Raw genomic sequence first — 15,123 nt, forward strand, 5'->3', positions numbered from 1 at the left:
CGTTACTTGCCGGCCGCGGGGGCAGGAGAAGCCACGGACGCGTTCAGCGCCTTGATCACCTTGTCGGTGATGTCGTGCTTCGGATTGATGTAGATCGCTTCCTGCAGGATGGCGTCGTACTTCTCGGCCTCGGCGACCTGCTTCACCACACGGTTGGCACGCTCGTAGACCTGCTGGAGCTCTTCGTTCTTGCGAGCGTTCAGGTCTTCCTGGAATTCACGGCGCTTGCGCTGGAAGTCGCGATCCTGGTCGACCAGCGAACGCTGGCGGGTAGTCCGCTGGCTTTCGGACAGCGTGGGCGCCTCGCGCTCGAACTTCTCCGAAGCGGCCTTCAGGGCATCACCCTGCGCAGTCAGGTCCTTTTCTCGCTTCAGGAACTCCGCCTCGAGCTTTGCCTGGGCGTTCTTGGCCGGCTGGGCTTCGCGCAGCACGCGGTCCGGGTTCACAAAACCGATGCGAAAGGTTTCCTGAGCCTGCGCTTGCGCGGGCGCCACAGCGAGCGCAAAAGCGGGGATCAACAACGCGCCTGCCGCGGCGCGAATCAAATGCTTCATTTAGAAAGACGTTCCGATCTGGAATTGGAGGCGCTGAATTCTATCCTTCGGGATATAGCCTGCCGTGAACGGTTGCCCCACTTCCTTCTGGGACTTGATCGGGAAGGCGTAGGCCAGGCGCAGCGGGCCCAGCGGCGAGATCCAGCTGACGCCCAGGCCAACCGACGCGCGCAGCTTCTTCTCGGCCTTCCATTGCTCGTCGGTAACACCGGCGGCACGCGAACCGAAGACGTTACCGACGTCGAAGAAGCCGTACAGGCGCAGCGTGCGGTCATTGCCGGCACCAGGGAACGGGGTGCTCAGTTCCGCATTGAAGATCGCCTTCTTCGTGCCGCCGAGGGCCGCACCTTCGCTCTGGAGGAACAGCGGTGCGTCACGCGGACCCAGCGAGTTCTGCTCGAAGCCGCGCACCGAACCCAGGCCGCCCGCATAGAAATTCTTGAAGATCGGGTAGACCTTGCCGCCGAGCGCCTTGGCATAGCCGACTTCGCCGTTGATCGAGAAGGTGTACTGCTTGTTGATCGGGAAGAACTGCTGGTACTGATAGCTCGTCTTGACGTACTTCATGTCGCCGGCAGCACCCAACTCGAGGTTGGCGCGCTGCACGCGGCCGGAGGTCGGCACCAGCGCGCTGTCGCGGCTATCTCGGCCCCAGCCGATGCTCAGCGGAACACCCCAAACGCTCTTCTGGTCGCAGCTGACCACCAGCAGGCCCGTGGGGTCCTTCTTGCACTGGAAGTAGTTGAGATACGACGGCGGCGTGTACAGGCCGGAGAATGCGGTCGAACTGTTCGGGTCGAACGCATAGCGCTCGATGCCGACGCCGAAGAAAACGGTATCGACTTCGCTGAACGGCACACCGAAACGAACCGAAGCGCCCTGGTTCACGAGCTTGTAGTCGCCGTCGGTGGACGTTTGGTAGGGGCGCGTCGTGGTGTGGTAGACGCTGAACGTGCGCGAGATACCGTCCGGCGTGAAGTAAGGATCGGTGGTCGTCAGCGACAGCGTACGGTTGTACTTGCTGGTGTTGACCTGCACGCCCAGGAAGTTGCCCGAGCCGAACACGTTTTCCTGCGAGATGCCGAAGGTCAGTGCGACCTTCTCCGCGCTCGAGTAGCCGGCGCCGAGCTGCAGGCTGCCGGTGGGCTTTTCGGTCACGTTGACGGTCAGGTCCACCTGGTCGGGCGAGCCCGGCACTTCCTGCGTATCGACGTTCACTTCGTTGAAGAAGCCCAGGCGGTCCACGCGGTCGCGGGAAAGCTTGATCTTGTCGCCGTCGTACCAGGAGGCTTCGTACTGGCGGAATTCGCGGCGGATCACTTCGTCGCGGGTCTTGTTGTTGCCGCCCACGGAGACGCGGCGCACGTACACGCGGCGCGAGGGCTCGGCCTGCAGCGTGAGAGCCACGCGGTTGTTGGCGCGGTCGATCTCGGGACGCGCCTGCACGCGTGCGAAGGCGTAGCCGAAGGTCCCGAAGTAGTCGTTGAAGGCTTTGGTAGTCTCGGTGACCTGCTCGCCGTTGTACGGCTCGCCCGGCTTGATGGTGATGAGCGACTTGAACTCGTCGTCGCGGCCGAGGTAGTTGCCGTCGAGCTTGACGCTGGACACCACGAACTTCTCGCCTTCGGTGATGTTCACGGTCACCGTCAGGTCCTTGCGGTCCGGAGAGATGGCGACCTGGGTCGAGTCGATGCGGAACTCGAGGTAGCCGCGCGTGATGTAGTACGAGCGCAGGGTCTCGAGGTCGGCGTTGAGCTTGGCGCGCGAATACTGGTTCGACTTCGTGTACCAGCTCATGAAGCCGCCGCTGTCCTGGTCGAACAGGCTCAGAAGCGTCGATTCGCTGAAGGCCTTGTTGCCGACCACATGCACTTCGCGGATGCGGGCCGACTCGCCTTCGGTCACGGTGAAGGTCAGGTTGACGCGGTTGCGCTCCATGGGCGTGACGGTGGTCACGACCTGCGCGTTGTAGAGGCTGCGGCTCACGTACTGGCGCTTGAGCTCCTGCTCTGCACGGTCGGCCAGCGCCTTGTCGTAGGGACGCCCTTCGGTCAGACCGACCTCGCGCAGCGCCTTCTGCAGCGCGGCCTTGTCGAATTCCTTGGTGCCGACGAAGTCGACGTCGGCAATGGTCGGACGCTCCTCGACGATGACGACCAGCACGTTGCCGTTCACGTCGATGCGCACGTCCTTGAACAAACCCAGATCGAACAGCGCGCGGATCGCGGCGGAACCACGCTCGTCGCTGTAGGTATCGCCCACTCGCAGCGGCAGCGACGCGAAGATCGTGCCGGCTTCGACGCGTTGCAGGCCCTCGACGCGGATGTCGCGCACCGTGAAAGGCTCGACGGCCCAGGCGGCCGTAGCCGCAAGCGCACTGGCAACCACCGCAGCAACGCTACGCAGGCGAAAGCGACTGAGTTTTTTGTTCATCTGTGAATTGAGCCGGCACGGAAAGGGCCGGCAGAAAGTTAACCAAAGAGCCGCGTGACGTCGTTGAAGAGTGCGACCGACATCATGACCAGCAGAAGGGCTACGCCCCCGCGCTGAAGCCGTTCCATCCAGGCGTCAGAGACGCTCTTGCCGGTCAGGCCCTCCCAAAGATAATACATCAGGTGTCCCCCATCGAGGACCGGCAGCGGCATGAGATTGAGGACCCCGAGGCTCACGCTGATGAGCGCCAGGAAGACCAGATACTGGGTGAAACCGAGGCTTGCGGACTTGCCCGCGTAGTCGGCGATCGTGAGCGGACCGCTCAGGTTCTTGAGCGAAGCCTCGCCGATCACCATCTTGCCCATCATGCGCACGGTCAGCGCAGACACCTCCCAGGTGCGCACCACGCCGCGCCATACGCCATCGACCAGGCCCTGGCGCACGGTCACCATTTCGGGCGGCGCGCCGACATACGCGCCGACGCGTCCCACCTTGGTGCCGCCCTCTTCCCGCACCTCGGGCTTCACGTCGATGACGAGCGAGCGACCGCCGCGGTCGATCTGCCAGGCCTGCACGCGGGGCTGGTCGCCGTCCACGGATGCACGGATGGCCTCGCGCAACTGCTGCCCGTCGATGATCTCCGTGCCGCCGATGGCGCGCACGACGTCGCCGTTGTGCAGCCCCGCTGCCTCGGCCGCACTGCCCTTCATGACCTCGCCGATCTCGGGCCGGGTCAGGGGAGCCAGCACGCCGATCTTGCGAAACATCTGCGGATCGGCGTCCTTCGCCTGCATCCGGCTCAGCGGAAGCACCAGCTGGCGCGCCGGCCGGCCGGCCTCGCCTGCGACTTCGAGGGTCAGGTCATGGCCGTCGAGCGCGCCGCGCGTCATGCGCCAGCGCAGGTCCTCGAAAGACTGGACTGGCGACAGATCGCCGTCGAAACCCGCCCGCGTGATGTGTTCGCCGCCCCGCAAGCCCGCAGCCTCAGCCAGGGAGGCTGCCACCGGCCGCGCCAGCGTGGCGACCGGCTCCTGCACCCCGATCCAGTTGACGGCCGTGTAGAGCGCCACTGCCAGCAGCAGGTTGGCAATGGGGCCGGCGGCCACGATGGCCGCGCGCGAGCGCAGCGGCTGGGTATTGAAGGCGCGATGACGCTCCTCGGGCGCCACGGGGCCCTCGCGCTCATCGAGCATCTTCACGTAGCCGCCGAAGGGGAATGCACCGATGACGAACTCGGTCTGCTGTCCCGGGTGCTGCCGCCTCGGCTGCCAGCGGACCAGCGCCTTGCCGAAGCCGACGGAGAAACGCTCCACCTTGACGCCGCAGGCCACTGCCACGCGATAGTGGCCGTATTCGTGCACCGCGATCAGGACACCGAGCGCAACCACAAAGGCTATGACAGTAAGCAGCATCGGAGTCCTTGGTTTCCGGGGGAGGCGTCAGGCAGCGAAGCGAAGCGCCGCGGCATTGGCCGCCGCACGAGCGCTGGCGTCGATCGCTAGCAGGTCGGCCAACGATGCCGGCTTGGAGGGAGCGACTCTTTCCAAAGTTTCCATGTTCACCGCATGTATGCAATCAAAACGCAGCCGGCGGTTAAGGAATGCTTCAACTGCGACTTCGTTGGCGGCATTGAGCACCGCCGTCGTTCCTGGAGCAGCGCGAAGCGCGTGCCAAGCGAGGTCCAGTCCCGGGAAGAGCGCCGCATCCGGAGACTCGAAGGTCAGCGAGCCCATCTGGCGGAAGTCGAGCCGTGCTGCACCGCTTTCGATGCGCTCGGGCCAGGCCAGGCCCACCGCGATCGGCACCTTCATGTCGGGCGTGCCGAGTTGGGCGATGACCGAGGCGTCGGTGAACTGCACCATCGAATGCACCACGCTCTGCGGATGGATGACGACCTCGATCTGCTCCGGCGACACGCCGAACAGGTGGCGCGCCTCGATGACTTCGAGCGCCTTGTTCATCATCGTGGCCGAGTCGACCGAGATCTTGCGCCCCATCACCCAGTTCGGATGGGCGCAAGCCTGCTCGGGCGTGACAGCGATCAGGGTTTCCGGCGCGCGCGTGCGGAAAGGGCCGCCGGATGCCGTCAGGATGATCTTGTCGATGCGCCGCGCCCAGGTGGAAGGGTCTTCGGGCAGCGACTGGAAGATGGCGGAATGCTCGCTGTCGATGGGCAGCAGCGTCGCACCGCCCTCGCGCACAGTGCGCATGAAGAGCTCGCCGCCGACCACGAGCGCTTCCTTGTTGGCCAGCAGAAGGCGCTTGCCGGCACGCGCCGCGGCCAGGCAGGGCCCGAGGCCCGCTGCGCCGACGATCGCGGCCATCACGGAATCGGTTTCCTCGTGGGACGCTATCGTTTCGAGAGCATCATCGCCCATCAGGACGACCGTCTTCAGGCCGTTTTGCTTCAGCTTCTCGGCCAGCACAGCCGCATGCGGCGCACTGGCCATCACGGCGAACTTCGGCGAGAACTGCGCGCACTGCGCCAGCAGTTCGTCGACCTTGGTGGCCGCGGAAAGCGCGAACACCTCGAAACGCTCGGGGTGGCGCGAAATGACGTCGAGCGTGCTCACACCGACCGAACCGGTCGAGCCGAGCACCGTCACGCGTTGTTTTCTGGAAGAGTTCACAGGAAAGCCAGCATCATGGCAATGGGAAGCGCCGGCAAGAGGGCATCCACGCGGTCGAGGACGCCGCCGTGGCCGGGCAGCAGCCGGCTGCTGTCCTTGGCGCCGGCGCTGCGCTTGATGAGAGATTCGACGAGGTCGCCCACGACGCTCATGGCCGAGAGGAACAACGCGGCGAGCAGCAGCAGCCACCAGCCCCGCTCGTTGAGACGGGTATACAGGCTGGCCACCGTGGCGCCCGCGGCCTTGTCGGCCCAGACCCAGGCGAATGCCAGTACCACCACGCCGATCATGCCGCCCCACACGCCTTCCCAACTCTTGCCGGGACTGATCGAGGGTGCGAGCTTGTTGCGGGTGAACTTGAGGCCGAAGGCACGGCCGGCGAAATAGGCGAACACGTCGGCAACCCACACCAGCACGAGGATCGACAGCAGGAAGTTGATGCCGATCATCCGCGCCTGCACAGCGGCAAGCCACGCCACCCACAGCGCCAGCAGGCCACCGACCAGCCGCAGTCCGCGCGGAATGCGGGGCCAGCCCGGCACGGCCACGCGCAGCAGCGCAGCGCCGCCCAGCACCCAGGCCGCGCTGGCCAGGGTCCACATCAGGAATAGCGGCGTCTCCAGTAGCCCGAGCCACCAGGAAAGCGCGCACAGCATCACGGTCTCGGCGCCGAGGAACAGCGACAGCCCCTGTCCGTAGCCGTTCAGTCGCCCCCACTCCCAGGCGGCGGCGCCGATCAACACCAGCATGACGCAGCCGAAGGGTATGTAGCTTGGGTAGAACAGCGCCGGCAGCAGGATCGCGAGGAGCACGATCGCCGTGATGATGCGTTGCTTGAGCATGCGGAAAAGGTTCCCGCGCCTTCAGGCCGCGGCAGTGGATGAGACTTGCGCCGAGGTCTGGCCGAAGCGCCGCTCGCGGCCCTGGAACGCGGCAATCGCCTCGTCCAGTGCAGCTTCGTCGAATTCGGGCCACAGCTTGTCGCTGAAGAAGAGCTCGGCGTAGGCACTCTGCCAGAGCAGGAAATTGGACAGACGCTGCTCGCCGCCAGTGCGGATGAACAGGTCGGGATCGGGCACGTGGGCCAGCGCCATGGCGCGATCGAGGCTGAGCTCGGTGATCGCCTCGCCCCGCGCGGCGAGCTTTGCGGCGGCCTGCGCGATGTCCCATCGGCCGCCGTAGTTGAAGCAGACGTTGAGCACCAGCCGGGTGTTGTGCGCGGTGGCGGCTTCGGCGTCGAGCAGGCCGTTCACCATCTTGGGCGACAGGCCCGCGCGTTCGCCGACGAAATGAAGCCGAACGCCGTCGGCGCTGAGCTTGGGCACCTCACGGGCAAGCGCACCGACCATCAGCTCCATGAGCCCGGAAACCTCCTCGACAGGACGATTCCAGTTCTCGGAAGAGAAGGCGAACACGGTGAGCACGGCCACGCCGCGCTCGACGCAGGCCTTGACGCAGCGGCGCAGCGATTCGACGCCCTGCTTGTGCCCCGCGATGCGGGGCAGGAAGCGCCGCGTCGCCCAGCGGCCGTTGCCGTCCATGACGATGGCAACGTGGTGGGGAATGTGCGGCGCTGAAGAGGCCATGGCAGGGCCTCAAACGGCCATGATCTCTGCTTCCTTGGCCGCTACCAGGCGGTCGATTTCCGCGATGTGGCGGTCGGTGACCTTCTGGATCTCGGCTTCAGCGCGCTTCTGGTCGTCTTCAGACGCCAGCTTTTCCTTGACCAGCTTCTTGACCGACTCGTTCGCGTCGCGGCGCAGGTTGCGCGTGGCGATCTTGGCGCTTTCGCCTTCGTTGCGGACGAGCTTGGTCATTTCCTTGCGGCGCTCTTCGCTCATGGCGGGCAGCGGCACGCGGATCAGGTCGCCCATCGAGGCGGGGTTCAGGCCCAGGTCGCTTTCGCGGATGGCCTTCTCGATCTTGGCGCCCATGCCCTTTTCCCAGGGCTGGACGCTGATGGTGCGCGAATCGAGCACCGACACGTTGGCCACCTGGCTCAACGGCACTTGCGAGCCGTAGTACTCGACGTGGACGGAGTCGAGCAGCGCGGAATTGGCGCGGCCCGTACGGATCTTGGTGAGGTTGTTCTGGAATGCGGCGAGCGACTGGTTCATCTTCGCGTCGGTCGCATTGCGGATGTCTGCAATGGTCATCTCAAATACTCCTAGGCATGCACCAGCGTGCCTTCGTCCTCGCCCATGACGACGCGCTTGAGCGCGCCATTCTTGAAGATCGAGAACACCTTGATCGGCAGCTTCTGGTCGCGGCACAGCGCGAAGGCCGTGGCGTCCATGATGCCGAGATTCTTCGCGATCGCCTCGTCGAAGGTCAGCGTGGCGTAGCGCGTCGCGTCGGGATTGGTCTTGGGGTCGGCGGTATAGACGCCATCGACCTTGGTCGCCTTGAGCACCAGCTCGGCACCGATCTCGGCACCGCGCAGCGCGGCGGCCGTATCGGTGGTGAAGAACGGATTACCCGTGCCGGCCGCGAACACCACGACCTTGCCCTCTTCGAGGTACTGCAGGGCCTTGGGACGCACATAGGGCTCGACCACCTGCTCGATGGCAATGGCGGACATCACGCGGGCCACAAGGCCCTGCTTGTCCATCGCATCGGCCAGGGCCAGCGAATTCATGACCGTGGCCAGCATGCCCATGTAGTCGGCGGTGGCGCGGTCCATGCCGACCGAACCGCCCGCGACGCCGCGGAAGATGTTGCCGCCGCCGATCACGACCGCCACCTCGACGCCCATGTTCACGACCTCGGCAACCTCCTGCACCATGCGCACGATGGTCGCGCGGTTGATGCCGAAGGCATCGTCGCCCATCAATGCCTCTCCCGACAGCTTCAACAAGATTCGCTTGTGGGCTGGGCGGGCATCAGACATGGGCAATTTCCTTTGGTTTGGGCGAGACGAGTGTAAAACGTGGCGATGAAAAAACGACGGTGCGCGCGAACGCACCGTCGTTGGAGCCGTAAAGGCTTAAGCAGCAGCCTTGGCTGCGGCGACTTGTGCGGCGACTTCTGCGGCGAAGTCGTCAACTTTCTTCTCAATGCCTTCACCCACCACGTACAGGGTGAAGCCCTTGATCGTGGTGTTGACGGCCTTGAGCATCTGCTCGACGGTCTGCTTGTCGTTCTTCACGAACGGCTGGTTGTGCAGCGAGACTTCCTTGAGGAACTTCTGCACGCCGCCTTCGATGCGCTTGGCAACGATGTCGGCCGGCTGCGGCTTCTTGCCTTCGGCTTCGGCCGTCTTGCGGTCTTCTTCCGCCTTGCCGGCAGCCACGGCACGCTCTTTCTCGATCAGCTCGGCAGGCACGTCCGACGCGGCGACCGACACGGGCTTCATGGCGGCGATGTGCATCGCGACGTCCTTGGCGGCGGTGTCGTCACCTTCGAACTCGACCATCACGCCGATGCGCGTGCCGTGCAGGTACGAGGCCAGCTTGCCGTTGCCGGCGAAGCGCTTGAAGCGGCGGAAGCTCATGTTCTCGCCGATCTTGCCGATCAGGCCCTTGCGCACGTCTTCGAGCGTGGGGCCGAAGCCGTCCTGCTCATAGGCCAGGGCGCCCAGCGCGGCGATGTCGGCCGGGTTCTTCTCCGCGATCAGCTTGGCGGCGGCATTGACCAGGGCCAGGAAGCTGTCGTTCTTCGAGACGAAGTCGGTTTCGCAGTTGACTTCGATCATGGCACCGGTGTCACCGGCAACGTACGCGGCCACGACGCCTTCGGCGGTGATGCGGCTCGACGCCTTGCCAGCTTTGTTGCCGAGCTTGATGCGCAGCAGCTCTTCGGCCTTTTCCATGTTGCCGTCGGCCTCGGTCAGGGCCTTCTTGCATTCCATCATCGGTGCGTCGGTCTTCGCGCGCAGCTCGCCGACCATGCTTGCGGTGATTGCAGCCATTTTGTATCTCCGTGAATTCAAAAATCAGGTTAAAAAAAAGGGGCACCAAAGCCCCTTCTTCAGGCTCGCGGGCGTGCCAATCAGGCCGAAGCGCCCTCTTCGACTTCGACGAATTCGTCATTGCCTTCGGCGATGGCCTTGACCACGTCGCCGGTGGCGCTGTTACGGCCTTCGATGATCGCGTCGGCGATGCCGCGGGCATACAGCGTGACGGCCTTCGACGAGTCGTCGTTACCGGGGATCACGTAGTCGATACCTTCGGGCGAGTGGTTGGAGTCCACCACGCCGATCAGCGGAATGCCGAGCTTCTTGGCTTCGGCCACGGCGATCTTGTGGAAGCCCACGTCGATCACGAAGATGGCGTCGGGCAGCGCAGCCATGTCCTGGATACCGCCGATGTCCTTCTCGAGCTTCTCGATTTCACGCGTGAACGTGAGCTGCTCTTTCTTGCTCAGACTGTCGAGACCGGCTTCCTGCTGGGCCTTCATGTCCTTCAGGCGCTTGATCGAGGTCTTGACCGTCTTGAAGTTGGTCAGCATGCCGCCGAGCCAACGGGTGTCGACGAAGGGCACGCCGGCGCGACGGGCTTCAGCCGCCACGATTTCGCGAGCCTGACGCTTCGTGCCGACCATCAGGATCGTGCCACGGTTGGCGGTGAGCTGCTTGGCGTACTTCATCGCATCCTGGAACATCGGGAGCGACTTTTCCAGGTTGATGATGTGGATCTTGTTGCGATGGCCGAAGATGTACGGAGCCATCTTGGGGTTCCAGAAGCGGGTTTGGTGACCGAAATGGACACCTGCTTCCAGCATTTCGCGCATGGTGGTAGACATTGAAATTACTCCAAAGGTTGGGTCTAAAATCCAGCCCGTTTTGCGCTCTTTGGATCGAGTCACAACACCTTGATTGGGCCGGTTTGCGGATGTGTCTGGCTGGATGCAACGGGAGCCATTGCTCGACCAGCGAAACCCAAAGAGTATAGCACGGCCGCCGCCCTTCCCTGAACCAGCCGCCCCCGACGGCACCTGCAGCCTCCCAATGAACGATCTCCAAGCCACCCGTCTCGACCTTCTGGCAGGTGGCACCGATGCACGCACCGAAATGGAGCGTGCCATCGGAATCGCCCAGTCCCCGGCCTGCGCCCACGCATTCACCCGCACCATGTTCGACGAGGCCCGTCAGGCCGCCGCTGCGTCGGATCCAGGTAGCCGGCTGGCAGGCCTCGCCTTCACCGCGAAAGACCTGTTCGACGTCGAAGGCCAGTCGACGCCCGCCGGCTCCGCCGTCCTGGGCCACGCCCCCGCCGCCATCACCGACTCACCAGCCGTGGCCCGGCTGCGCGCGGCAGGCGGCGTGCTGACCGGCCGAACCAACATGACGGAGTTCGCCTTCTCGGGCGTCGGCGTCAATCCGCACCATGGCACGCCGGCCAACGTGAGCGACTCGGCCGTGCCGCGCATTCCGGGCGGCTCTTCGTCCGGCGCCGCGATCTCGGTGGCCAGCGGGGCCGCCTTCATCGGCCTGGGCTCCGATACCGGCGGCTCGATCCGCATCCCCGCAGCCCTGAACGGCATCGTCGGCTTCAAGAACACGGCCCGGCTGACGCCTGCCGCCGGTGCGCTGCCGCTCTCGACCACCCTGGACACTGTCTGCGCCATGACACGCTCGGTGCGCGACGCCATCACCGCGCACGAAATCCTCGCCGCGCGCCGCGTGACGGCCGGCAATGCGCCCCTGGCCGCCTACAGGCTGGCTGTGGTGAAGAACGTGTTCTTCGACAGCATCGAAGCCCCGGTGGCCGCCGCCTTCGAGCGCTCGCTGAAAACACTTCGCGCGGCTGGCGCCCGCATCGTGGAAATCGAGCTGCCAGAGCTCGCGGAGCTGGCGGCCATCAACGCCACCGGCGGTTTCTCGTCCGCCGAGTCGTACGCCTGGCACCGTCTGCTGCTGGAGCGCAGCGGCGCGGGCTACGACCCTCGCGTGGCCCAGCGCATCCTGCGCGGCGCCACGATGAAGGCGCATGAATACATCGACCTGATCAACGCCCGCCGCGACTGGATCGCCCGCGTCGAAGCCGCGCTCGCGCCGTTCGACGCGGTGCTGTCGCCGACCGTGCCCATCACCGCGCCGCCCATCGCCAGCGTGGCGCCGGTCGCCGAGCGCGACGAGGAGTTCTTCCGCGTCAATGCCCTGCTGCTGCGCAATCCGTCGATCGTCAACATGCTCGACGGCTGCGCCATCTCCCTACCCTGCCACGCCGCCGGCGAACTGCCGGTGGGCCTGATGCTGTGGCACGCCGCGCTGCACGACGACGCCATCCTCGCGATGGCGCTCCAGACCGAGCGCGCGCTGCAAGAATAAAGGCCGTCGCGTCCGCTCCTGCGGGCGCCAGCCATCTCTCTCATCCTGAACACTCAATGAAAATCGCGATCGTGGGCGCCGGCATCATCGGCGTCACCACCGCCTGGGAACTGGTTTCCGACGGCCATGAAGTGACCGTCTTCGAGCGCCGCGGCGCTGCCGCCGAGGAAGCCAGCTTCGCCAACGCCGGCGTGGTCGCCCCCGGATACGTCACGCCATGGGCCGGCCCCGGCATGCGCGGCAAGGTGCTGCGCTCCCTGTTGTCTTCTCACGGCGCCATCAAGCTGCGCTGGCCGCTGGGTTCGCGCGACCTCGGCTGGCTCTCTCGCTGGCAGAAGGCCTGCAAGCTCGAGACCTACCTGGCCAACCGCGCCCGCATGCAGCGCCTGGCCTTCTACAGCCGCAACCGGCTGCACGAGGTGACCGAAGCCCGCGAACTCAGCTACGAACGCAGCGACGGCTACATGGTGCTGCTGCGCTCCAAGCGCGACAAGAAGCTGGTGCAGCCCGGGCTGGACGTGCTGCGCGCGGCCGGCAGCGTCTTCAAGGAAATCGACGCCGACGAAGCCCGTTTGATCGAGCCGGCCCTCAACCCCGACACCCCGCTGGTGGGCGCCATCCACCTGCCCGAGGACGAGGTGGCCAACTGCCGCCAATTCGCGCTGCTGCTCAAGTGGGAGGCCGAGTCCTTCGGCGCGCAGTTCCACTTCAACTGCGACATCGCACCGCTGAGCCGCACCGCCCCCACCTCGCTGTCGCTGGCGAGCGGCTCCGACCCGGTTCGCTATGACGCGGTCGTGGTCTGCGCCGGCCTGGCCTCGGCGGCGCTGCTGCGCCCGCTGGGTCTGCGCATTCCGATGGCGCCGGTCTACGGCCATTCGGTGAGCGCGCCGATCCGCGAGCCGCTCAACGCACCGCGCAGCGCGGTGATGGACGAGCGCTACAAGGTCGCCATCTCCCGCCTCGGCCAGCGCGTGCGCGTGGCCGGCAGCGCCGAGATCGGCGGCTCGCTGGACACGATGAATCCCGCGGCCGTGCAAACGCTCTACAAGGTGCTGCACGACTGGTTCCCGGGAGCCGCCACGCTGCAATCCGGCATCCAGCAATGGAAAGGCGCGCGGCCGATGCTGCCCGACGGCCCGCCCGTGCTGGGCGCCAGCGGCATACCCGGCGTGTGGCTCAACCTGGGCCACGGATCGAGCGGCTGGGCCTTGTCGTGCGGCAGCGCGCGGGTATTGGGCGACCTGATCGGCGGACGGGAGCCGGGAATCGACCTCGAAGGGCTCGGCGTCGAGCGGCTCAGTCTCTAGGACCCCAGCGGCGCAGCGCCTCCGGGCTGGCCGGCTGTTCGACAGGCAGCTCGGGCTCGGGTGGTGGCCGGAGCTTGGCGGCGACCCATCCCAGCAAGCCGGGAACGAGCACCGCGAAGAAGATCAGGCAGAGCGCAGCCGCACCCAGCAGTGCCCAGCGCGCCAGGCCGGAAGCGGCTTCGCCCGGCACGTCGAACCACCGGATCACGCTGCAGCCGAAGCCGACATTGGCCGCCCACGCCATGTCGCGCAGTCGCCCCCATCGCTTGAATTCCGCCAGCAGGAAGGTGCCCCACACGGCGCACATCAGGCCCAGAACCCAGCCCAGGCCCGCAATCCACGCCAATGTCGCAGCCACAAAGGAGGCGAGCGCAGCGAAAAGCAGTGCAAGCAGCCAACCGACGCTCTTGAAGTTCATCCCCGGATGATAGGAATGCAGCCCGACGGCACAATGCGCCGATGCAACGCATCACCCCAGCCACCGCTGCCGATCTGTTCGACATCGCCGCCACGCGTCGCATCGAACAGGCTGCCGCGGCTGCCCTGCCCGCCCATACGCTGATGCAGCGCGCGGGTCTTGCGGTCGCCCGGCTGGCGATGGCGATCGCGCCGCATGCACGCACCGTCTGGGTTGCCTGCGGGCCGGGAAACAACGGCGGCGACGGCTTCGAAGCTGCCGCGCAGCTGCGGCATCGAGGCTTCTTTCCGGTAGTCACCTTTCTGGGAGAGGAAGGCCGGTTGCCGCTAGACGCCAAGGCATCGCTGCAGCGTGCCCGCGATGCGGGCGTTACCTTTGCCGCGACGCCGCCTTCGGCCTATGAGCTGGCGATCGATGCGCTGCTCGGCATCGGATCGACGCGGCCTCCCGAAGGCACCATGGCGCAGTGGCTGGCGCGGATGCACTCCAGCGGCCAGCCGGTACTTTGCGTGGACGTTCCCTCGGGCCTGAATGCGGACACGGGCACTCTGCCCCAGGGCGCCAGCCACCCGCGGGAATCGGCTCTCACCTGCATCACCTTTCTCACCTTGAAGCCAGGCTTGTTCACCGCCCAAGGCCGTGACGCGGCAGGCACGGTCTGGTTCGATGACCTCGGCTGCGGTGCATTCAAGGATCGGCCGACGGCCCGGATCGCGGGAGCGCCCGACTCGCAACCGCGTAGCCACGCATCGCACAAGGGCAGCTACGGCGACGTCGCGGTGATCGGCGGAGCGTCCGGCATGGCCGGAGCCACATTGCTGGCCGGCTCGGCGGCGCTGCATGGCGGCGCGGGACGCGTCTTCGTCGGCTTGCTCGACCCGAACGCGGCCCCCGTCGACACCGCGCAGCCCGAACTGATGTTGCGCGACGCACGGACGCTCGATCTTTCCGGCATGACGGCGGTCTGCGGTTGCGGCGGCGGAGAAGCAGTTCGCGATCTGCTGCCGAACATTCTCTCCACGGCGGCCGCCCTGGTGCTCGACGCCGATGCACTCAATGCGATCGCAGCCGATGGTGTGCTGCAAACGCAGCTGTCATCACGCTGCAGAGACGGAGCACCCACAGTGATCACGCCGCATCCGCTGGAAGCCGCGCGCCTGCTGAACTGCACGGTCGGCGACGTTCAGGGCGACAGGCTGACCGCGGCACGCGAACTCGCCGCGCGCTTCAATGTGGTGGTGGTGCTCAAGGGCTCGGGCACCGTCATTGCCGGCGGCGCCGATACCCTGCCGGTCATCAACCTGAGCGGCAATGCCCGCCTGGCGACCGCAGGCACCGGAGACGTGCTGGCCGGAATGATCGGTGCCGCCCTGGCCATGCGAAAGCCGGCTTTCGACGCGGCGCGCGAAGCCGTCTGGCTGCATGGCCGCATCGCCGACACGTGGCCGGCCGACACAGCCCCGCTCACGGCCGGCGCACTGGCCCGCCGCGCACCCGACTGAGAGGC

The 15,123-nt window shown here is 66.0% G+C and carries 14 protein-coding genes; 3 read left to right on the forward strand and 11 right to left on the reverse strand.

All coding sequences use genetic code 11. The features are described from left to right. Positions 1-2: 2 nt before the first annotated feature. From ABL840_RS22660 to rpsB, 10 genes are all read right to left on the reverse strand, one after another. Positions 3-554, reverse strand: coding sequence for an OmpH family outer membrane protein (locus ABL840_RS22660; protein ID WP_093202332.1), 552 nt, complete (start codon positions 552-554; stop codon positions 3-5). Further along, the gene (gene bamA, locus ABL840_RS22665; protein ID WP_093202334.1) at positions 555-2,987 is read right to left on the reverse strand and encodes an outer membrane protein assembly factor BamA; all 2,433 of its coding nucleotides are present in this window, start codon (positions 2,985-2,987) and stop codon (positions 555-557) included. Positions 2,988-3,025: 38 nt separating this feature from the next. Next, positions 3,026-4,399 carry an RIP metalloprotease RseP gene (gene rseP / locus ABL840_RS22670; RefSeq protein WP_093306386.1) on the reverse strand — a complete coding sequence of 458 codons (1,374 nt, stop codon included), beginning with the start codon at positions 4,397-4,399 and terminating at the stop codon, positions 3,026-3,028. Between the two features lie 27 nt (positions 4,400-4,426). Then, positions 4,427-5,617 (reverse strand): 1-deoxy-D-xylulose-5-phosphate reductoisomerase, encoded by a 1,191-nt coding sequence (gene ispC, locus ABL840_RS22675; RefSeq protein WP_093306384.1) that lies wholly within the window; start codon positions 5,615-5,617, stop codon positions 4,427-4,429. Then, positions 5,614-6,459: a phosphatidate cytidylyltransferase gene (locus tag ABL840_RS22680; RefSeq protein ID WP_093306382.1), complete on the reverse strand. Its 846-nt coding sequence runs from the start codon at positions 6,457-6,459 to the stop codon at positions 5,614-5,616. The genes ispC and ABL840_RS22680 overlap by 4 nt, the downstream gene beginning before the upstream one ends. Before the next feature lie 21 nt (positions 6,460-6,480). Further along, complete coding sequence (uppS, locus tag ABL840_RS22685) at positions 6,481-7,203, reverse strand: polyprenyl diphosphate synthase (RefSeq protein WP_093306380.1); 723 nt, start codon at positions 7,201-7,203, stop codon at positions 6,481-6,483. Positions 7,204-7,212: 9 nt separating this feature from the next. Beyond that, a complete protein-coding gene (gene frr / locus ABL840_RS22690) occupies positions 7,213-7,773 on the reverse strand; it encodes a ribosome recycling factor (RefSeq protein WP_093202347.1) in 561 nt (186 codons plus the stop codon). A gap of 11 nt (positions 7,774-7,784) precedes the next feature. Beyond that, positions 7,785-8,507 (reverse strand): UMP kinase, encoded by a 723-nt coding sequence (pyrH, locus tag ABL840_RS22695; RefSeq protein WP_093202350.1) that lies wholly within the window; start codon positions 8,505-8,507, stop codon positions 7,785-7,787. 96 nt (positions 8,508-8,603) lie between these two features. Next, complete coding sequence (tsf, locus tag ABL840_RS22700; protein WP_093202352.1) at positions 8,604-9,527, reverse strand: translation elongation factor Ts; 924 nt, start codon at positions 9,525-9,527, stop codon at positions 8,604-8,606. 80 nt (positions 9,528-9,607) lie between these two features. After that, entirely contained in the window at positions 9,608-10,360 is a 753-nt protein-coding gene (rpsB, locus tag ABL840_RS22705; RefSeq protein ID WP_093202355.1) for a 30S ribosomal protein S2, read from the reverse strand. A gap of 205 nt (positions 10,361-10,565) precedes the next feature. Between rpsB and ABL840_RS22710 the strand changes: the two genes are divergently transcribed. Then, positions 10,566-11,888 (forward strand): amidase, encoded by a 1,323-nt coding sequence (locus ABL840_RS22710; protein WP_093306378.1) that lies wholly within the window; start codon positions 10,566-10,568, stop codon positions 11,886-11,888. Positions 11,889-11,944: 56 nt separating this feature from the next. Then, entirely contained in the window at positions 11,945-13,198 is a 1,254-nt protein-coding gene (locus tag ABL840_RS22715; RefSeq protein ID WP_093306376.1) for a D-amino acid dehydrogenase, read from the forward strand. Here the strand turns inward: ABL840_RS22715 and ABL840_RS22720 are convergent. Beyond that, complete coding sequence (locus tag ABL840_RS22720; RefSeq protein ID WP_093306374.1) at positions 13,188-13,616, reverse strand: hypothetical protein; 429 nt, start codon at positions 13,614-13,616, stop codon at positions 13,188-13,190. The two genes, ABL840_RS22715 and ABL840_RS22720, sit on opposite strands and share 11 nt — an antisense overlap. 41 nt (positions 13,617-13,657) lie before the next feature. On the opposite strand from ABL840_RS22720, the gene ABL840_RS22725 reads away from it, so the two are divergent. After that, complete coding sequence (locus tag ABL840_RS22725; RefSeq protein WP_093306372.1) at positions 13,658-15,118, forward strand: NAD(P)H-hydrate dehydratase; 1,461 nt, start codon at positions 13,658-13,660, stop codon at positions 15,116-15,118. Positions 15,119-15,123: the final 5 nt, after the last annotated feature.

The sequence above is a fragment of the Variovorax sp. NFACC27 genome (assembly GCF_048301545.1).
GTDB classification, from domain to species: domain Bacteria; phylum Pseudomonadota; class Gammaproteobacteria; order Burkholderiales; family Burkholderiaceae_C; genus Variovorax; species Variovorax gossypii.